The 19,838-nt window shown below is 38.2% G+C and carries 19 protein-coding genes; 1 reads left to right on the forward strand and 18 read right to left on the reverse strand.

What is annotated here, in order from left to right; translation table 11 throughout:
* Positions 1-65: 65 nt before the first annotated feature.
* The 14 genes from MHH88_RS20575 to hmpA all read right to left on the reverse strand — a co-directional run bounded on the left by MHH88_RS20575 (position 66) and on the right by hmpA (position 16,551).
* Positions 66-4,283 carry an S-layer homology domain-containing protein gene (locus MHH88_RS20575; RefSeq protein WP_339260368.1) on the reverse strand — a complete coding sequence of 1,406 codons (4,218 nt, stop codon included), beginning with the start codon at positions 4,281-4,283 and terminating at the stop codon, positions 66-68.
* Positions 4,284-4,569: 286 nt separating this feature from the next.
* Positions 4,570-5,697, reverse strand: a complete 1,128-nt coding sequence (locus MHH88_RS20580; RefSeq protein WP_069508036.1) for an NlpC/P60 family protein — start codon at positions 5,695-5,697, stop codon at positions 4,570-4,572.
* Between the two features lie 323 nt (positions 5,698-6,020).
* Positions 6,021-8,006, reverse strand: a complete 1,986-nt coding sequence (locus MHH88_RS20585) for an AarF/UbiB family protein (protein ID WP_339260371.1) — start codon at positions 8,004-8,006, stop codon at positions 6,021-6,023.
* Between the two features lie 281 nt (positions 8,007-8,287).
* On the reverse strand, positions 8,288-9,238 hold the full coding sequence (locus MHH88_RS20590; RefSeq protein ID WP_339260372.1) for a c-type cytochrome: 951 nt from the start codon (positions 9,236-9,238) through the stop codon (positions 8,288-8,290).
* Positions 9,239-9,985: 747 nt separating this feature from the next.
* On the reverse strand, positions 9,986-10,693 hold the full coding sequence (locus MHH88_RS20595; RefSeq protein ID WP_339260374.1) for a DsbA family oxidoreductase: 708 nt from the start codon (positions 10,691-10,693) through the stop codon (positions 9,986-9,988).
* Positions 10,694-10,703: 10 nt separating this feature from the next.
* A complete protein-coding gene (locus MHH88_RS20600) occupies positions 10,704-11,480 on the reverse strand; it encodes a sulfite exporter TauE/SafE family protein (protein ID WP_069508044.1) in 777 nt (258 codons plus the stop codon).
* A 143-nt stretch (positions 11,481-11,623) separates the two neighbouring features.
* Positions 11,624-11,851 (reverse strand): sulfurtransferase TusA family protein, encoded by a 228-nt coding sequence (locus MHH88_RS20605; protein WP_069508046.1) that lies wholly within the window; start codon positions 11,849-11,851, stop codon positions 11,624-11,626.
* Positions 11,852-11,898: 47 nt separating this feature from the next.
* A complete protein-coding gene (locus tag MHH88_RS20610; protein WP_339260377.1) occupies positions 11,899-13,026 on the reverse strand; it encodes an MBL fold metallo-hydrolase in 1,128 nt (375 codons plus the stop codon).
* A gap of 160 nt (positions 13,027-13,186) precedes the next feature.
* Positions 13,187-13,582 carry a DsrE/DsrF/DrsH-like family protein gene (locus MHH88_RS20615; RefSeq protein ID WP_069508050.1) on the reverse strand — a complete coding sequence of 132 codons (396 nt, stop codon included), beginning with the start codon at positions 13,580-13,582 and terminating at the stop codon, positions 13,187-13,189.
* A gap of 16 nt (positions 13,583-13,598) precedes the next feature.
* Positions 13,599-14,153: a sulfurtransferase TusA family protein gene (locus MHH88_RS20620; protein WP_339260379.1), complete on the reverse strand. Its 555-nt coding sequence runs from the start codon at positions 14,151-14,153 to the stop codon at positions 13,599-13,601.
* A 77-nt stretch (positions 14,154-14,230) separates the two neighbouring features.
* Positions 14,231-14,527, reverse strand: coding sequence for a rhodanese-like domain-containing protein (locus MHH88_RS20625; protein ID WP_339260381.1), 297 nt, complete (start codon positions 14,525-14,527; stop codon positions 14,231-14,233).
* Positions 14,528-14,539: 12 nt separating this feature from the next.
* The gene (locus MHH88_RS20630) at positions 14,540-14,881 is read right to left on the reverse strand and encodes a rhodanese-like domain-containing protein (RefSeq protein WP_024364588.1); all 342 of its coding nucleotides are present in this window, start codon (positions 14,879-14,881) and stop codon (positions 14,540-14,542) included.
* 44 nt (positions 14,882-14,925) lie between these two features.
* Entirely contained in the window at positions 14,926-15,186 is a 261-nt protein-coding gene (locus MHH88_RS20635) for a metal-sensitive transcriptional regulator (protein WP_024364589.1), read from the reverse strand.
* A 198-nt stretch (positions 15,187-15,384) separates the two neighbouring features.
* On the reverse strand, positions 15,385-16,551 hold the full coding sequence (hmpA, locus tag MHH88_RS20640; protein ID WP_339260384.1) for an NO-inducible flavohemoprotein: 1,167 nt from the start codon (positions 16,549-16,551) through the stop codon (positions 15,385-15,387).
* A 193-nt stretch (positions 16,552-16,744) separates the two neighbouring features.
* Here hmpA and MHH88_RS20645 point away from each other — a divergent pair, with 193 nt between their 5' ends.
* A complete protein-coding gene (locus MHH88_RS20645) occupies positions 16,745-17,182 on the forward strand; it encodes an Rrf2 family transcriptional regulator (RefSeq protein ID WP_103977824.1) in 438 nt (145 codons plus the stop codon).
* Positions 17,183-17,248: 66 nt separating this feature from the next.
* Here MHH88_RS20645 and MHH88_RS20650 read toward each other — a convergent pair whose 3' ends face one another.
* Genes MHH88_RS20650 through MHH88_RS20665 form a run of 4 tightly spaced genes read right to left on the reverse strand, consistent with a single transcriptional unit; the run spans position 17,249 to position 19,531 of the window.
* A complete protein-coding gene (locus tag MHH88_RS20650; RefSeq protein WP_339260386.1) occupies positions 17,249-18,229 on the reverse strand; it encodes a GNAT family N-acetyltransferase in 981 nt (326 codons plus the stop codon).
* Positions 18,230-18,251: 22 nt separating this feature from the next.
* Entirely contained in the window at positions 18,252-18,704 is a 453-nt protein-coding gene (locus MHH88_RS20655) for a nucleoside deaminase (RefSeq protein WP_103977823.1), read from the reverse strand.
* Positions 18,705-18,722: 18 nt separating this feature from the next.
* Positions 18,723-19,100, reverse strand: a complete 378-nt coding sequence (locus tag MHH88_RS20660; protein WP_103977822.1) for a VOC family protein — start codon at positions 19,098-19,100, stop codon at positions 18,723-18,725.
* Positions 19,097-19,531 carry a DUF1801 domain-containing protein gene (locus MHH88_RS20665; RefSeq protein WP_339260389.1) on the reverse strand — a complete coding sequence of 145 codons (435 nt, stop codon included), beginning with the start codon at positions 19,529-19,531 and terminating at the stop codon, positions 19,097-19,099. The genes MHH88_RS20660 and MHH88_RS20665 overlap by 4 nt, the downstream gene beginning before the upstream one ends.
* Between the last annotated feature and the right edge of the window lie 307 nt (positions 19,532-19,838).

Genomic DNA, 19,838 nt, shown 5'->3' on the forward strand with positions numbered 1-19,838 from the left:
ACACAGGGCACATTCTATTCATGATAAATAGAAGTGCCCTACATTATTGTCTATTCTATACTGCTTTAATTAATAAGCTCCGCTTTCTTTAAGAAGCGTTCGATTATTACCGCTACTTCTGCACGTGATATGTTGGCAGTTGGCGCAATTGTTTTATTTTCCTTGCCTGTTACTAAACCTGTTTTCACTGCAACTGCAATAGGAGATTTAGCATATTCAGCAATTTGTCCTTCATCTTTAAACGCAGCTAAAATAGTTGTCGCTTCTCGCTCTGAAATCGTTGTATCTATATCGGTTAACAACAAAGCACGCGCTAAAATAGTCATTGCTTGCTGACGTGTAATTTTATCATTTGGCCCAAAGTTCCCATTGCTGTAACCTTGAATAAGCTTGTATTCACTTGCAGCATTGATATAGCTTGCATACCATGCATCTGTTGTAACATCTGCATAATGATTAGTACGATCATCTGTTTTTAAACCGAGCGCACGGACTATAATAGCAGCAAATTGTGCACGTGTTATATCTTGATTAGGTGCAAATATGCCCTCACGTACACCATTAATAATCATTCGAGAGCCAAGATTATTTACAGCCTCTTTTGACCAATGATTGGCCACATCCTTAAATTCAATAGGATTCCAAACAAGAGCATACGTACTATTCGTTAAACTATTAATCACAGCATAGTACTTTCCTTCTTTTTGTATTACCTTTGTCGGTACATGATGCGTTGTGCCGTCTTGTTTAACGACAATTCCTGTTGTAATTTTGCTTGCTTCTACGTCTTTTGGTACCACTATAGTTCGTTGAACATAAGCATTGAAGCTTGTAACATCAACCGTTTTCATAGCACTTACCGCTTTTACAGTAAATTCAATAGGTGCAACCATTACAGAGAAGTTACCTTGTTGTGCCACATTTTCTACAAACTTCACCATATCGTTTGTAGGCTTCGCAATTTCAATTTGCACTTTAATATCTTCAAGTGCAATACCCTTGCCTATTTGCGTAGAAATAGCATCTATATTGATTTGTGAAGCTGGCAATGTGTAAGAAGCTGTTGGTGTTTGAATAACTACTATTGCTTGCTCATTCTGCATATTTTTTACCATTTGAGCATTTAATTCTCCAATAATGATATCAGCATCATTGTTTACAGGAATAGTCACTACAGCTTTTTTACCTTCTGCTGCTAGTTTTTCTTGTAACTTTTTAGAATCTACCGTGACAGTCATTACTTTTTGAGAACCTACCTGTGTATTTGTCGCTTTACCAATGGCCTCTTCCTTACCATTAACAAGTACTTTTACTTCTTCTGTTGGAGTCGGCTTTGGAGTAGGTTCCGACGTTGACGGAGTACTAGAAGAAGAACCACCATCACCACTAGACATCACTTCCCACTTCGCATAGACCGTTGTATTGCCTACAATTCCTTTTGTAAAATCAAACAACTTTGTCAGTTCACGATCCATATACCAACCACCAAAAGTGTAACCAGCCTTCGTTGGATTTTCGCTTGGTTTTGTAGCGACAGCGCCCTCTTTTACTTTTTGCGCTTGCACTTTACTACCACCATTCACTTCAAAGGTAACAGTAAATTGTGGTACAACCGTTATTTCAAAATCAGTCGTAACTTTGCCTCCAAAGTCGTCTTCAGCAGTAACAGTAATGGTTGCTTGTCCGGCTGATAATGGGTTAATTTTTAGATTATTATCTTTGATTGAAACTGTTGCAATTGCTTCTTTATGTGAAGTTGCAGATAGTGTCAAAGAATCATTATCTAAATCCTTAAACGTAGTCGACAAGTCGATTGAGATAGCATCACCACCTGCAATACCTTGTTGATTTGCAATCGCTTCATTGACAGTAGGTATTTGGTTTTCTTGTACAGAAAAAACGACATTTCCTGTTGCTTCTTTCGGATCAATTAATCCAGAAGTTGTACCATCATCTACAATTGTATATTGAAAGCCCGCTTGACCTTTAAAATCCTTTTCTAAGGCAAACTTAATTTCATCATTTTCAATCGTTACGGTTCCGCCTGCTGCATTATCAACAGATTTCACGCTAAGTTTTTGATTGTTTTCGTTTTCTGGACCTGCTTTATCATTACCAAGCAGCTCAGCAAACGTGATGATTTTAGCTTTAGCATTTTCTTTCACTGTTAGTGTATCATCTGTCGCGATTGGTTCATCATTCACTTCACTCACAGAAATAGTACCTTGCGCTGTATGACTTAAGCCACTTTCTGTTGCATCAAGTGCTGCAGCAACATCAAAACTAAAGACATCATTTGCCACCGAATTTAAATATTGTGTCGGCGTGAACTTTAAACCGCTATTCCCTTCAGCAATGGTAATAAAATCCCCATTTTGGATGACTGTTGTACCATCGTTTTTAAATAATGCCCCACCTTGAATATTACTAATTTTCAGATGTGTAACGGCATTTCCATCTTCTGATGTAATAACTAATCCACTTTGCGTTTGACTATGTTCCGTAGTCGAAGCACTTGTAACCAATGGGCTACTTGCACTTCTGATTACAGTTAGAGTATACATATTTTCAATACCATCGCTAGACTTCACAACGACAGGTATACTATTTTTTCCAACTTGAAGTGAAAGCTCATCAGATGGACTTTCACTAGCAACATCTGTTCCTAGTACTTTTATCGTAGCGGCAGTATCCATCACTGTCGGTGTTACCTTTAGCGAAGTGACTGCATTATCTACATGGACTGTATAGTCATTTGTGTCTTCTGCAAAAGTAGGGCTTAGCGTTCCTTCACTCACCGTTAAATTAGACAGTGTTGGTGGATTGCCCACTACAACATTACATGTTGCAAATTTTGTATCATCCTTTGTTGAAGTGACCGTAATGGTAGCACTACCTTCTGCTAACCCTGTCACCAAACCATTTGGGTCAACTGCTGCAATCGTGGAGTCGCTAGATTCCCACGTTACATCTTGAAATGTTGCATTTGCAGGAGTAAATAAAGCTGTTAACTGTTTTGTTGCATTTGGTTTAAGCGTTATATTCGTTTGATCGAGCGTTAAATTAGTAGCATTAATAACTAGATTTACTGGATAATAGCTCACTACATTATAACCAACTGTCAAAATATCATTTATACCGTCATTATCCATATCTTCTATAAATAGTTGATCGATGTTTTCCCCACTTGTCGTAACATCCGAAGCACTGCTAAATTGACCTGTTCCATCATTAAGATGAATATCTAATACGTTTTCACCTTCATTATTCGCTGTTATAACTGCTATATCTTTATTGCCATCTTTATTTAGATCACCTATTGCTAATGAACCAAAAATAACATTAGTTCTTCTCATAAGTGTCAGGTCAAAGCCCGTATTTATGCTATTACGAAGCCCTACATAAATGGTAAGTGAATTTGTTTCAAAGTTACCTGTTACTAATACAAAGTCGTCTTTTCCGTCTAGATTTAAATCCCCTGAAGCAACGTATAATGCGACTGCGCTATCGGTTCTCTGAGGTACTTCTGCAAATTGAAATGTACCATCACCATTACCCATCCCCAATTTAAATAAGTCTTCATCAAAATAGTTCTGTGTCGAACAAATATAGTCCAACTTATTATCGCCATTAAATTCTCCCATAGCGCAACTATTATTTCCTATTTGGTTATAAGTACCTTCATTTTCTTTTAACAAGAACGAAGGATTATTTGGCGTACTATTATTAACCCCGACATACGTTTTATCATTGGCAAACCAAATGACATCATTTTTACCATCATTATTGACATCTCCCGTTTGCACACTAGTTCCATAAAATGCTTTTGAAAAAAGATTAAAAGCAGACCGTTTATTTAATGATTGATTTCCATGATTCCAAATATAAACATTATTTGGGCTTTGCTCAGAACCATTGGGTCCTGCAGAAATGAAATCGACCTTACCATCCCCATCTAAATCGGTAAGTGCTGTACCATAAAATTCACTACTCTCAGAATTTTCCGTATGGGCTTTATAGATCGGTTCTTCTTTTAGATCGCTTAATGTAAATGGATATGATAGACTTGCATTTCCTGCCATATGGAGTGTGCCATCATTATCTTTTCCGATAGCCACTGCTTTGTATCCGGGGTTTATAGCACTACTAGAAATAATTTCCTGTGGTTCCCCTAAATATATTTGATTTAACGATGTTGCTTTTGCTTCTCGAGGTGCAATCGGAAGCAAGCTAAGTAGCATGATAAAAATAATAACAACATGTAACAATTTCTTATTCTGCATTCTATTTCTCCTCTCCTAGTTTATTTTTCTAAAATGAATGCCGTAATCAGCATAACAACTGAAACTCTCAAACTTCTCTCAAATAAGATACTTTAGTATTAATTTCATAGGAAATGATTATTACTTTTTACATTATCAATCTCTATTTAAAATCGTAAAAAGGACTTACATTTAATTAAATAGCCAAACAAAAATAGCATCTATTATCGTGATAATTCGATAATAGATGCTATTGTCTATTTTTATTTAACTTTTTTGCTATTTCATTCGTCTAACTGTTATAAGCTTATTGAATACGACCGAAGCCTACTAAATATTGGTTCCACCAATCAAGTGATTCGATCACTACGCCTTTATTTTGCGCATCAATCATTGTGTTATTACCAAGGTAAATCCCAACATGTGCTACGCCTGAGCCATAGCTGAAGAATACTAAATCACCAACGCGAGCTTCACTTGCTGAAATACGTTGTGTTGCTAAGTATTGTTGTGATGCTGTACGAGGTAATGATACCCCAGCTTGCTTGTAAGACCATTGTACAAGACCAGAACAGTCAAAGCCTGTTGTAGGGTTACTACCACCCCAAACATACGCACGACCTAGGAATTGCTTGGCAGTTGAAATAGCACCACCTGAAGATGCTGTACCAGCACCAGATCCTACGACGATTGACTGTGGTTTGCCACCGTTATTGTTCACTTGTACAACAGGTGTAGCTGATTGAAGTGCACGTAAACGAGCCGCTTCTTCTTCAGCAGCTTTACGTTCAGCTTCTAAACGCTCTTCTTCTTGTTTCGTTGCAATTTGAGCCTTTAATGCCAGTGATTTTGCTTGGTTTTCAGCTTTTTTCACTTCCATTTCGCTTTCCTTTTGTTGAAGCTCTTGGAATTGTTTTTGAAGCTCTTTTTGTTTTTCATCTAATGTTGCTTTTTGTTGTTCTAATTTCGCTTTATCTGCTTCTTGTTGATTTACTAGCTCTTGGTCAGCATCCATTAATGTTTTAACCGCTACGACACGGTCCATTAAATCTGCAAAACTCTTTGCTTCTAGCACAACGCTTAAATAGACACCTACTGTGTTATCTTGTGCTTGATAAGCAGCCATACGTTCACTTAAAATAGCTGAACGTTGCTCAATGCGTTTTTCCGTTTCAACAATACCTGCATCTACTTCTTTGATATCAGCTTGTACTTGGTTAAATACTTTCACTTTTTCATCGATTTCTTGTTGTAGTTGTTGTAATTCTGTCTCTAATTTTTTTACTTCCGCATCGATTTTTGCTTTTTTCTCGATCATTTGCTGAGACGTTTCTTCAGCGTGTGCTTCAATCGGTTGTACTGTATTAAATAATAAGCCGCCTGCAAGTGCTAATGTTAGCACCATCGACTTACGCCATTTATTGCGCTTACCCATGAATCTTCATTTCCCTTCATCTATCAATTTCGCTCTTTATTTCCTTATGTAAATACTTGAACGATTCAATTAAGTTCTTATGTTTTTATTAGCCTTTTAAAGTTTAGCATTAATGCCGTAACTTTTATACTATTTCTCACCGTTTTAATCGTAAAGTAAAACTCGAAATATAATTGTAACATTGTATAAAACGCAACATTTTTCTACAAAACCTTTATATACAGCTAGAAAATGATGTTTTCATCTACAAGTAGTCCATTTCACCTTGGTGTTTTGTAATCTTTTTGTAATATAAAAAAGGTAGGAGAATCATCCCCTACCTACTATTTCATTGAACGTAAAGCTTGAATGGACAGCCGTACTAATAAGATGGCACACAGAAATAACCCTAGATATGCAGCCGTATTTAAATACACTGCATATGGTTCATGTATAAATTGAGAAATGGCTAACAACGCAACAGAAATGATTCCAAATGTAATACCAACAAGTAATAAGACAAAACGGGAAAATAGCTGAGTAATGAAACGAGCATTGTGGTCATCTGAAAAAATATCATGATGCAATATAATTTTTCCACTTTCTACTCGTTGAATTAGCTGATCGATACGCCTTGGCATTTTTCGTAAAGTAGGGATTAACATCGACAGTTCTTCCTGTATACGCTCTTTTGTTTCTAACGGTTCTTTAAACGGTCTTAAAAATGCCGCTCGCATATAAGATGCCGAAAAATCCTTCGCTTCTGTAAAAATATCAAATTGTGAATCAATTACACGCAATGTTCCATCTAGTGTTACTAATGATCGTAGCGCCAAACCAACAGAGGGATAAAACGCAAGACCAAAATCCCGTACCACTGTAAATAACGAATGGATTAGTTCTTCGGTTGGGATACGATCAACATAGGATATTTTCAGCAATATTTGATCCATTGCCTGCTCCACCCTAGCACGTTCCGCATGTTCTTTATTTTCTACGAGTAGCATTAAGCCATCGTATAAAATACCTGAATCATTTTGTTGGATACCTAGTAAAAATAGCTTTAACCCTTCTTGCTGAGTAGCACCTAGGCGTCCAACCGCTCCGAAGTCTAGCAGGATTGGTACTCCATCTGTCTCATCAATGTAAACATTCCCTGGATGTGGGTCCGCATGAAATATCCCTGAAAATAACATCTGCTCAAAAAAAGAATACAAAATTGTTCTTGCAAATTGGCTACGATCAATGTTTTGTCGTCGAAATTCAGATGCCCCTTCCGCCACGCTTTTACCACGAACGTATTCCATAACAATAATGTCTTCATCACAAAACTCTGTATATATTTTAGGGATGCGCACTTTATAATCGCTTTTAGCAAGAGCATTTGTTACCTGTAGTGTATTTCGTACTTCGATATCTAAATGAATTTCTTCCCTTAAACCATCCGCAAATCCACCAGCTAATTCTCGAAAGCCTAACGACTCTGCCCAAGTAGATTTGTTGGAAAACCAATTTGCAAATTCCTCTAAAATATCAAGGTCATCACGCATAATCCCCTTTACTTCAGGACGCAGTAGCTTCACCACAACTTCTTCGTAATTTTTCAGCCGTGCCTTATGTACTTGCCCGATAGAGGCTGCTGCTAATGGCTCCGTTTGAAAGTTAATAAATACATCGTCTACTGACCCTGGTAAGGAAGTTTCTAAAATCTTTGTAACCTGCTCATGCGGCAGAGGTTTTACACTTTGCTGTAGATGTTTTAGCTCATCAATGATAATTGGAGAAAATAATTCTTTACGCGTAGATAGTACTTGCCCGAATTTGACGAAAATCCCGCCGCATTGCTCTAATGTTGTTCTTAAAGCAATGGCAAGCTCCTTTTCATTTTCTCGTTGCCTCGCATATTTAATCGTTTGGACAATTCCATTTGTCACTGCAATTTTTAACACCTGACGTAATCGCTTCTGCTGACGCCAGTAGCTACGCAATCTCAATAAAATGGATTTTTGCCCATGACGTCGCTCCCCTCCCTTAATGCCAATTGGATCAAATAGTTCGAAAACAAGGTAGAGCAGCATGGAGATAAGGAGCATACTACCTATCCAAATAAGGGTGCTTACTTCCGTAACAGTTTGCATCATCGTTTCCGATAAAAAATCTCGATGGCGCAAGTAGGAATACCAATATACAAAGGACGTAAGCGTTACACTAATAACAACAGAGAGCACTCTGCGTACAAAATTTATATTAGAACCTATTAATCGTCCGCTAACAAAATAAATAATTCCTGCAACAAAAATAATTTGAATTAGTAACTTCAAATAAACCAACAAGTGCCACCTCCCGCTGTTTTTCCTAATACTGCTAGTATAACAAATTCATGAACGAACTTTCCTTTACTAGCCACTAACGACAAAAGAGGTTTTACAGAAACTTATCATAATTAGTTGAAGTCATTCCATTAGCATCTTTTATATAGTAGTTCTCTCCTAAAGCGAAAAAATCCACTTCGCTTTCCATGGGTACATTGCAAGGCACAACAACTTGTGCCCTCCCAAAGAAATCTTCGTGGATTTTTAAATTTCATAATTGTTTGAGTGACTGGCACTTATTAGTTCATAGAGAGAACTTGCTCCCAATCAATTGTGCCATTTTTCACTTGTTCGCGTTTCTCTTTGTTCATTAAATCGTTAGGACGACCACCTTTAGGCCAGTCTTTATCGTGGTTGGCCCACTCTGGACGATCTTGCGATAAAATGTAAGCAGCTAAATCAGCAGCATCTTGATCAGATAACGTACCACCCGCTCCAACTGGCATATTGTTTTGAATGTAGCCAGCCATTTTAGACATACGTGCCATGCCCGCTCCATCATTAAAGGAATTTTCGCCCCATAATGCTGGACCTGTAGTAGCACCCGTTCCAGAACCATCAGCAGCGTGACAAGCAATACAAGATTGCGCATACAGTTCTTCACCATGTGCTACATCTGGAATAGGGACGCTTTTCATATTACTTGTGCCAGCCCATTCACGCTCTGCACCAATCGGCACGCCTTGTGAAATATAAGCAAAGTAGGCAACCATCGCTTCAAGCTCGTCACTATTCATATCAAATTTTTTACCGTTCATACTTCGCACCATACAACCATTAATTCGCTCTTCAATCGTTACAATGCCTCCAGAACGAGCAATATATTGTGGATAGTTAGCTGTGACACCAACTAGAGAAGATGCTTGTTCATCATACCCTGCACCTGCATGACAGCTTGTGCAAGATAGCTGATTTCCTACGTATTCATCTGCCGCAACATGCGTATTATTTACCAGTTCATAACCATATAAAATCGCTTCTTTCATCGGTCCATCCGGCACTTCTTCGATACTTGGTGGAGCGTAGACGACTTTTTGTGAATTTGCCGTCGTTGGTATTTGTGTTTTAACCGCCGCTTCGTTCGTCTCACCATTGGCGTCACCTAATATTTTGTCACTAATGGCTGCTCCAACAAAAAGAGTAGCAGCTATTAAGATTGTTCCTGCTATACCAGTTGTCATTTTCTTCATCACTAATACCCCCCTTTGTATGTTAATTTTATTCTAGCAAGATAATATATGGCAGGATGTGATTTTTCTCACACTTCGCAATTTTAGAACCATAAAGCCGATAAAAATGGAATTAATATACATTAATATTTGTACTATAACAACAGAAACAATGCTTAATACCCCTTGTGGTTTCCACCTTTATCTGCTAACACCATTGGATAAAAACCCAATGGCTTGCTTTGTGGCCTATTGTTCGGCAGGAATAATGCTAGCGCAGAAGCGACTCCTACTCTGAACGCCTAAAACATATGTCGCAAGCTTTCCACGCGCAAGCAGAGGGTTGCGGCTTACTGTGCTGAGCGGAAAGCACCGCCGTAATAGTCAACAACGACATAGCAAAAAAAGAGGCTGGGACAAAAGAGAAAAAGTGTTAGATTGATGGCAGTCAATCTAACACTTTTTTGCTATACCGTTGTTGTCCGCTATGGCGGTGCTTTCCGCGGGCACACACGTAAGCCGCAACCCTCGCTAACGCGCGGTCTGTTGCGTCTTACATTATGTGCTGTTCCCGCAGGAGTCACCGCCTCCGCTACCAACAACTAGTGAACACTTCTAATTTTTTATTTAATGCAAATGCAAGAATAGCTAAGTTTGCTAAGCTCCATATAGCAAAAAATTATGAACACCTTTCGTCTGTTTCTTAAATTTTTTTAGTTATGTCCCAGCCTCTTTTTCACGTTTGTGCAACAGCGTATGATGATGCACTTATAATTTACATGCACCATCCGCACAAGAAGCATCACCATTACCAACCATATTTAAAGTAGGTTTAATACCTGCAATTTCCGCAGCCTGATGCAATGTACGTACGAATACTTCATTTGGCTCAGCACCTTTAATACCGTAACGATTTTCAAAAACAAAGAATGGCACGCTTTGTACCCCAATCTGTTGCGCATCGTAGCGATCTTTATCTAACTCTTCCTTAAATGCTTCATTTGTATTCAATACTTGTTGTGCTTCGGCAACATCTAAGCCTAACTCTTTAATAACCGCTAGCAACATGGCATCATCATTTAAGTCTTTACCTTCCATTAAGTAAGCAGCCATTAACACATCTATATAAGCGGCTTCTTTCCCAAATTGCTTCGTCCATTTTGCCAAGCGGTGGGCTTTTTCTGTATGCACTTTTTTCATCTCAGCAAATTGATATGTGAGCCCAACTTCCTTTGCTCGTTCAGTAATACCAATTGTCATTTGTTCAGCTTCTTCACGCGTTACGTTTTGCTGAGCCATCAAATGTTCATAAAAACTTTGCCCCGTCTCTTTCGGTGCATCTGGATCAATTTGATAAGATTTGTACTCTATCTCTACTTGATCAGTATATCCAGCCTCTTTTATTGCTTGTTCTAATTCTCTTTTCCCTATATAACAAAATGGGCATGAGAAGTCAGAAAACACTTCAATTTTCATTGTTATCCTCCTATAAAATATCCATCCAAATTTTAATAGCCGTTGCTAGAATCAAGACAGCTAATATTCCTTGTAATACTTTCGTATTCAAACTTTTCCCTGCTTTTGCTCCTAATGGCGCTGCTATTAAACTTGCCACAATCATGATGGCTGCTGGATAATAATCCACTTGCCCCGTCATTAGCTTTCCTATTGTTCCCCCAATGGAAGAGATAAAGGTAATGGCTAAACTTGTAGCAATCGTCATTCTCGTTGGTATTCTTAGTACAACAAGCATGATCGGTACAAGTAGGAAACCACCTGCTGCTCCTACGATACCAGAACCAATACCAACGATGAATGCTAAAATTGCCGCTACGGGCTTATTAAAAGTAACATCATTCATTGGCTTATCGTCAATTTGCTTTTTAGGAATAAACATCATAATTGCCGCTATAAGCGCCAAAATCCCATAAACGATATTAACGCCTGCCTCCGATAAATATTGGGAACCAAAACTACCGACAAAGCTACCTGCTAAAATTGCCCCACCCATATAAATAATCAGAGATTTGTTTAGATAGCCACCTTTACGATATGCCCATACCCCTGCAATCGAAGCGAAAAACACTTGTACAGCACTAATACCTGATACTTCATGTGCTGTGAATGCAGTAAATCCTAGTAAAGGTGGAATATATAATAGCATTGGATATTTAATAATCGAGCCTCCAATACCAAGCATACCTGAAACATAAGATCCTACAAAGCCGATTAAAAATATCGTAATAATCCATGTTATATCCATCTATTTTTCCTTCTTTCAAGTCGTTTACACCTTGTTGCTTAACGCAAAAGCTAAGTTCACCAAGGCTATTACTGCATTCGGCAAAATGCATTATAGAATGAAGTGGAAAGGTGAGTGTCCTGCTTGAACACTCACCCGTCTCATTACGCTTTTTGAATAAAGAATGTAATGACGCCCGCGTCTTCCGATTTATCTAAAATCGTGTGACCACCTGCATTTGCCCATGCAGGGATATCCGCTAAAGCCCCTTTATCTGTTACTTGTACTTCCAAAATCTCACCTGAAGCTAGTGTATCCATCGCCTTTTTTGTTTTTACGATCGGCATTGGACAAGATAAACCTGTTGCATCTAATTGTAAATTTGAGTTCATGTTAATCTCCTTTTAAATTGTTTGTAAATTGTTTGGGTGACTGGCACTTATCTTACTGCACAGCGGTTCGGGCCAATCTCCATTTCAGTTTGTTCCTCTATAGCTGGCGTTATTTTCCCCATATTCACTTGACGAATTTCTTGATATGCATTTGGTTGTGGTGGTAAGTTATCTGTCACAATGCTGCGGAATGTTTCAGCATCCTCAATATTTAAACCATGATTTTCAGCAAATAACTCTCCTAAACGTTTTGCCACAGTACCATCTTCATTTAGCTCATCAATAATCATAAAATGAGCAGGTAGAACAACTAAATCGTCCGATAATTCACGGTAACGTTTATAAAGTGTTTCACGTAAATCACCAACCCAGTCTTCTGCAAGTCCTGCTAAATCAGGACGACCAATCGAATCAATAAATAAGATGTCCCCTGTTAATAAATATTTGTTATCTACAACAAACGACGTTGAGCCAATTGTATGACCTGGTGAATAAAGTGCACCTACATCAATTTTCGAAGCCCCAATTTGCACCACATTGCCATCTACTAATGGCGTATAATCAAATACAACCTCTTCTGCATCTTTCGGTGGTAAATAATATGTTGCACCTGTTTGTGCTGCAATATGGCGTCCACCTGAGATATGATCCGCATGTAAATGTGTATCAAAAATGTGCTTAATTTGAACGTTTTTCTCTTTTGCAAAGTTTGTAAATACATCCGTGAAGCGTACAGCGTCAATTATTGCTGCTTCGCCTTCAGAAATAACCATATAAGATAGACAGCCTTTACCTAAACGAACGAATTGGTAAAGCTCACCACCACCTGTTAAATCGCCTACTTTAATCGGTTCTAAATATTCACTCCACGTTTTCATACCGCCCTCTAAATAGGCAACAGTACGTCCAGCATCAGATAGCATCTCTGCCACCATCATTGAAGATCCTTCCTTTGCACAAACGACTAATACATCTTTGTCCGTAGGGATTTTAGGTAAAATTTCTTCGACACCATCTAATAGCTCAAAATACGGAATATTAAGGTATTCAAATTTATGTCCATCGATTTTCCAATCTTCAAATGCATCTGTATTACGTACATCTAAAATAAATAATTCTTTGTTTTCGATTACTTTTTTCGCTACTTCTGCAGCGCTCCATTTTAATACTGACACTCCGTTTACCCCCCAAGGTATTATTTCGTTGATTTTTTTAGCGGAAAGGACATGCCTCTCCGCTTGTTTGTATCTTCTAGTCAAAATGCATTGCACTACCGAATATATTCAGCATTCGGTTATCACTCATGATAAGACATCTACATCTGTTGCAACTTAATTAGAACGTTAATGATGGTGCTGCATCTTTAGCGAATTCTAAGAATGTTACAGCTCCTCCAACCTCAATACCATCTACAAAATCTTCTACTGTTAAGCCCATTACATCCATCGTCATTTGACACGCAATAAATTTAACACCTAATTCTTGTGCCATTTCTACTAATTGCGGAATAGCAGGTACATTCGCTTTCGCAAAACCTTCTGCAAAATGTTCCGTACCAGCTGGCATTGGTAAAGCATTCATGCCTTGCTTATGAATTAAATTTAATCCTTCGAATGTGAAAAAGATTGCTACTTCCTTGTCAGAAGCTGCCGCTGCTGTTGCGATATTGAACACCTTATACGCATCAAAAAGACCACCGTTACTTGCAATAATTGCTACTTTGTTTGACATAATAAATTCCTCCAATTTAAATAGTTTTAATTAATTCGCCCGTCCAAGATGTCATACCTGGTAAGACGTTAAATACTTTTGTAAAGCCATTTGCTACTAGCTTTTGTGCAGCTAAATCACTGCGAGCACCTGTACGACAAATCACATAAATTTCACGATCTTTATCGAGTTCAGAAAGGCGCTCTTCAAGCTCACCCATTGGAATGGATTTCGCCCCTTCAATGTGACCGAATGCAAACTCCGCTTCTTCACGCACATCGAGGATAAGCCCATCTTTTCCTACGATTTGTTCCAGCTCAATTGTGGACTCAAACGTTTTTTCATTCGCTGACTCCTGCGCGCATTTACGAATGTAATGCTTAAGCACAGTATCTTCTTCCACTGTTCCGATATACTGATGCCCTACAGACTCAGCCCAAGCTGCGATATCGGCTTTCGAACCTTTATCTGTAGCTGAAACTTCTAAAATTTGACCATCCGCTAATTCAGCCATTGCCTTTTTCGTTTTAACGATTGGCATCGGGCAGGATAGCCCTTTGGCATCTAGTTGAAAATCTGCCTTAATACTCATAACTTCCTCCTTATACCTATAAGGGTATTATTTTTGCTAAAAAAATATAGAGTAGGGTATGCCCTCACTATAGACTATTACTGTACTTCGCCTTCCCATGCAAGCATGCCACCAACCATATTTGTTACATCAAAGCCTTGGCTTTCTAAAAATTGTGTAGCACGACCACTGCGAGCACCTGATCTACAAACGATAATATATGATTCATTTTTATTTAACTCGTGCATGCGAAACTCAAGTAAGCCAAGTGGCATATTCATCATTCCAGGAATATGTCCAGACTGCACTTCGTCCACTTCACGAACGTCGATTATTTTTAACATCTGTCCATTTGCTAAAGCTTGTTGTACTTCTTTTGCTGAAATTTCCTTCACAATCGTTTCCTCCTAATAGGCGCTCATGCCACCACGGACATTTGTTACGCGCTCATATCCTAGTTTTTTCAATTGCTTACACGCCTGACTACTACGCATACCACTTTGACAAATTACGACAACTTCCTTATCCTTCGGTATTTTATCAAAGCTAGAGCCTAACGGAATATTTTTGAATTGCGGGATGTTGCGACCTTTGTATTCAGCTGGCGTTCGCACATCAATGAATACTTTATCTTTATCATTCAGCACATTTTTTAGTTGAGCTGTTGATATGGACTGCACTCCTTTTGCTGGCTTCATACGCCAAACTAAAAACCCAATCACAATAGCGATCATAATCCATGCTTCCAAGTATCACTACCTCCTATCTATATACTATAATGGGTATAATAAATTTATCTACTTTTTACGACCAAATCCATCGCTTCTTGGATGGCACTATTCATTTTCTCTGAATCCCCATCAGCAGTCGCAACACAATTCAGCAAGTTCTCGCTGACAATAACACCTATCGTCCGATCAACTGCAGAACGCACGGCGGATAGCTGTGTAATCACATCTTTACAACTTTGTTCTTCTTCCATCATGCGTAAAATCCCACGCAATTGGCCTTCCATTCGTTTTACACGATTTGCTGTTTTAGCATCGTACGCCATTATGTGTACGCCTCCCTTCGAATTAAGTGATTCATCTTGCTTACGTGTTTTATAATATACCCCATTAGGTATAATGTCAACATGAAAGATCTATTTTTTTCTTAAAGCGCTTTGCATATAGATTTTAGAACGCAATGACATGAAAAAACTCTGTTATAAGTGCGTAAAATGCAGCTTATAACAGAGTTCATTATAATTTTAGTTTGCTAATTGCATGGCAGGTCCAAAGAATTCATAGTGAATTTTTTCATCTTTAATACCAATTTCGTGGAGATTTTTAATTACCGCCTCCATAAAACCAACAGGACCACAGATATAAACGTCCGTATTATCTGGAATCTGTGCAGCCAATAATTCTTTCGTCAATAACTTATCCTCATCCGAATAAAGCGCTGTATAGGATGCATTCGGAAGCGCATTTACTTTAGCTTGGATATCATCACTAAATGCTACTACTTTTTCATTACGTGCACATTGGATAAAATGCACTTCATTCACTGCATCATCCTTTAAAGATTGTAGCATACTGTTTAATGGTGTTACGCCGATTCCTCCACTAACAAATGTAATTGGAGCTGCAGTTTCTTCTAATACAAATAAACCTGCTGGCACACTTACATCTACTAAATCTCCAACTTGTAACACATCGTGCATAAAGTTAGATACTTTGCCATTTGGTGTATGATCGCTTTCCCGTTTTACTGAAATACGGTAGCCATCCTCAGCACTAGCTTGTGAAAGTGTATATTGGCGGTTTAATAAATATTCTTCCCCAGGTACTTTGACACGAATACTAATATATTGCCCTGGTTCATATGCCGGAAGTGGCGATCCATCTTCATTCACAAAGTAAATAGAAGTAACAAGGTCACTTTCAACTTCTTTTTTAGCTACTTTCAATGGTTTAAACATACGCCATCCACCATTATTTTCAGCTTTTTGATATAGATCTTCTTCTACTTGAATGAAAACATCCGCAATAACGCCATATGCTTCAGCCCATGCGTTAATAATATCATCAGTAGCTGCGTCACCAAGCACTTCTTTTATTGCTTTTAGTAAATGTTCTCCTACAATCGGGTAATGCTCTGGCAAAATTCCTAAACTACGATGCTTATGAGCAATTAACATAACTGCTGGTAAAATAGCTTCTAAATTTTCAATATGAACTGCTGCTGCATACACGGTATTTGCTAATGCAGTTTGTTGACGGCCTTTTTCTTGGTTTGTGTGGTTAAAAATATTCAGTAATTCTGGATGAGCTTGAAACATATTTTTATAAAACGTCTTAGTAATTTCTACCCCATGAACTTCTAATACGGGCACTGTTGCTTTAATAATTTGTACTGTTTCTTGTTTTAACATATCGCATACCATCCTTTCGTGATTACAATATAACGCTTACAATTCATTAAAGCAATATATAAAATACATCTTTAACAAAATAGACAAATTTGATGTATTTGAAATACATGTTTTAAAAAAGTACTGATTTATAATAATTTAAGGTAAAAATGCTATAATTATTGAAGTGAATTACAGAAAGTAGGGTGTTCCAATGCGATTAACTTTATACACAGATTACTCCCTTCGAACACTCATATATCTAGGTGCGAAGGAAGACGGTCAACTATCAACTATTCAAGAAATTTCAGATGCCTATAATATATCAAAAAACCATTTAATGAAGGTGACACACCAATTAGGACTGCTTGGTTACATCGAAACGATTCGCGGTCGAGGTGGCGGTATCCGTTTAGCAATCGATCCAAAGTCTATTACGATTGGTGAAATTGTACGCCATACAGAAGAAGATTTTCATCTTGTTGAGTGTTTCGACAAAGAAAATAACTTGTGTAAAATTGCACCTGAATGCCAGTTAAAAGGTGTCCTCTATGAGGCATTACAAGCCTATATGGCTGTTCTTGATCGCTATACTCTTGACGATTTTTTACACTCCAAAGAAAAGTTAATGGCCTTGTTATTTGGTAAATAAAAATACCCGCTCAACAATTGTTGGTCGGGTATTTCTTTATGACAGTCTTATTCCAGACATTGCTTTTTATAATGCTTTTGAAAAGACAATCATATCTAATGCTCGTATGCCATTTTCATAAATGGGTTCAGGATACTTACTGAAAAAATTCTTTTCGATGGTGTCCATCCGGAAGCCTGATTTTTGATAAAACGCAATATTGTCAATACTAGAATTGGCTGTACCTACTAAGATATTTTCATATCCTTGTCCTTTACAAAGGGCAAAAATTTTGTTCAAAGCTTCCTTCCCAATGCCTTTGCCCTGAAATGCTTCCACAACCGCTATATTTTTCAACTCAATTGTTGCGTCAGACTGTGGAATAAGCAATGCTGTACCTGCCAATTTTTCACCGCATTTAATGGTGTAAAGTTCACCATCATTCATATATTGGCGAACGGTCATTTCACTTTCATCCGCTAGTAATAAATATGGTAAGTAGCTTTCACGGCTACCTTCCACTTTTTCTATTGTTGTATAATAATGTACAAAATCCACACGTTCAAAAACGTTTAATACGCACGGTTGCTTTTCCTTCACTTCTAACCAAGAATGTTCCTGCGGAAACTCTTTTTCTACGCCTAGACGAATAAAGGGCAATTTTTCCTGTGCCTTTTGTGAGCGAATATTGATCTTTCTAGCGCCTGCGAAAACGCGTTCAAGCCCTAAATCAAAAAAAGCAATTTCTAAAATGGCCTTTTTCGCTTCCTCATTGTAGCCTTTTCCCCAAAACTCATATCCTAGCCAAGACCCAATATGACAACACTTATTTATATGGTCTATAAACATCAATGCTGTTACACCAATGAGTCGACCTTCCTCATTTAACACAACACGAGGAACAGTCTTTCCCTCTTCCTCGTCCACACACTCACGTTTGATAAAATTAATGGTATCTTCCACTTTTCCAGCAGGTAACCCAAGCGCATCCCGAACCTGTGGCATTGAAGACAATGCATGCATTGCTTCAGCATATTTTATGTCATGCTTCACTAAAGTTACTGCCATATTCTTTTCTCCCTTTACGTATTTAAGTTTTGCTATGCCAAACATGCATTGGACTTTTTGCGATATCCTCTACTGGCATATGAATCATGCGAAACACACGCTCTTCATTAATTTTCTGCAAATCTGCATAAACCTCGCTTGAGCGGCTTAAACCAACTGCCATAGCATCAGCTAGTGAATTAGCATAATAAGCCTTGTCGACACCCGCCATTGCCATCGCACCGAAGCACATCGGACAAGGTGCGCCACTTGCATACATAACCGTGCCTCGTAAATCAATAGAACCGAGTTTTTCTTGTGCACGTCTTAAGGCAAGTAGCTCAGCATGACCTGTACTATCCGGACGCAAATGCAGTTCATTGACGCCTTCCCCAATGATTTCCTCGCCCTTTACCAAGACAGCTCCAAATGGCTGTCCGCCTTGTGCTATATTTTGAAGAGCAAGCTCCACTGCTCGCTCCATCCATTGATTCATATATACTCCCCCTGATATTTAATTATACGTAAGTTGCCACGATACACCGAAACGATCTTGAATCCAGGCAAACTGCTTCGAGAACCCATAGTTATTTAATGGCATTAACGCTTGTCCACCATCCACTATTTGTGCGACTAAACTTTCGATTTCTTCTATCGTGTCACACGCCAAAAAGATGGATATTGATGGAGTAAAGGAAAAGGCATGCTTAATTGAACTGTCATTCATCATAATTTTCAGACCTTTTAAATCGATTTCAGCCATTGCAATCTGTTGTGTGTCCTCCACATACGTTAAGTTTTCAATTGTTAACTCTGGGAACCATTGCTTATATTGCAAAATAGCCTCATGCGCCTGTCCTTGGAACATTAAAAATGTAGTAGCACTTTTCATTTAATCAACTCTCCCTCGTATCTAGTAACCCATTGTGCAGGGGTCATTTTGGAAACAAGTTCTCCAATCAAATCATATGGAATATTTTTTGTACTCGTAAAACGAATACAGCTTTTCCCCATATTTAGCTTAGTTGGTACACGCTTAGCATACTCCTCTTGAAACCAAGATAATAAAGCGTTATCTGCATAAATACCCATATGATAAACTGCTATATGTCGCTTTTGCGCTGCTAAGCTAATAAATGGTAGTGGTGTATTAGGTGTTACATGATAACCTTTAGGATATGACGATAACGGCACTACATAACTAATCATGTCGTAAGTCATCGTTTGTTCAAAGCCATCAGGAATATTCGTTGCTACTATGTCCGCAAGCTTTGCAAAACTATCTCGCCATTTTTCATCTACTTGTTCGATATATGCATGCATGAAATTCCCCCACTTTTTAATATTTTGATTCTAGAACGAATTAAAAATATTCCTTAATAGTAGTATGAAGCTTATTAGTTGGCAATAGTGACAGTGTCATTGCTACAACAATCGACAAAAGTTTCACGGTATGTAGCTTTTACCCCGAAAACCTTCTGCTCAACCATTGGCCTTTTCGGTAGTGTTCCTTCGTCTTAAAACCAGCCCTTGTGATTTCACGCAATCCGCTAAACGAGCTAGCCGTGTCTCTTGCTTTATCGCACTATAAATGTATCGTGCCCAATCTTTTTGATATCCTGGCCTTAGC

Origin of the sequence: Lysinibacillus sp. FSL K6-3209 (genome assembly GCF_037976175.1) — a bacterium.
Classification (GTDB): domain Bacteria; phylum Bacillota; class Bacilli; order Bacillales_A; family Planococcaceae; genus Lysinibacillus; species Lysinibacillus sphaericus_D.

Bases quoted from the DNA above. Each gene is read 5' to 3' on its own strand.
- MHH88_RS20635 (WP_024364589.1), bottom strand. From the start codon at position 15,186: ATGGCGTACGATGCTAAAACAGCAAATCGTGTAAAACGAATGGAAGGC.
- MHH88_RS20605 (WP_069508046.1), bottom strand. From the start codon at position 11,851: ATGAACTCAAATTTACAATTAGATGCAACAGGTTTATCTTGTCCAATG.
- MHH88_RS20665 (WP_339260389.1), bottom strand. From the start codon at position 19,531: ATGCATGCATATATCGAACAAGTAGATGAAAAATGGCGAGATAGTTTT.
- hmpA (WP_339260384.1), bottom strand. From the start codon at position 16,551: ATGTTAAAACAAGAAACAGTACAAATTATTAAAGCAACAGTGCCCGTA.
- MHH88_RS20580 (WP_069508036.1), bottom strand. From the start codon at position 5,697: ATGGGTAAGCGCAATAAATGGCGTAAGTCGATGGTGCTAACATTAGCA.
- MHH88_RS20595 (WP_339260374.1), bottom strand. From the start codon at position 10,693: ATGAAAATTGAAGTGTTTTCTGACTTCTCATGCCCATTTTGTTATATA.
- MHH88_RS20590 (WP_339260372.1), bottom strand. From the start codon at position 9,238: ATGAAGAAAATGACAACTGGTATAGCAGGAACAATCTTAATAGCTGCT.
- MHH88_RS20600 (WP_069508044.1), bottom strand. From the start codon at position 11,480: ATGGATATAACATGGATTATTACGATATTTTTAATCGGCTTTGTAGGA.
- MHH88_RS20615 (WP_069508050.1), bottom strand. From the start codon at position 13,582: ATGTCAAACAAAGTAGCAATTATTGCAAGTAACGGTGGTCTTTTTGAT.
- MHH88_RS20575 (WP_339260368.1), bottom strand. From the start codon at position 4,283: ATGCAGAATAAGAAATTGTTACATGTTGTTATTATTTTTATCATGCTA.
- MHH88_RS20620 (WP_339260379.1), bottom strand. From the start codon at position 14,153: ATGAGTATTAAGGCAGATTTTCAACTAGATGCCAAAGGGCTATCCTGC.
- MHH88_RS20660 (WP_103977822.1), bottom strand. From the start codon at position 19,100: ATGAAAAGTGCTACTACATTTTTAATGTTCCAAGGACAGGCGCATGAG.
- MHH88_RS20650 (WP_339260386.1), bottom strand. From the start codon at position 18,229: ATGGCAGTAACTTTAGTGAAGCATGACATAAAATATGCTGAAGCAATG.
- MHH88_RS20645 (WP_103977824.1), top strand. From the start codon at position 16,745: ATGCGATTAACTTTATACACAGATTACTCCCTTCGAACACTCATATAT.
- MHH88_RS20655 (WP_103977823.1), bottom strand. From the start codon at position 18,704: ATGAATCAATGGATGGAGCGAGCAGTGGAGCTTGCTCTTCAAAATATA.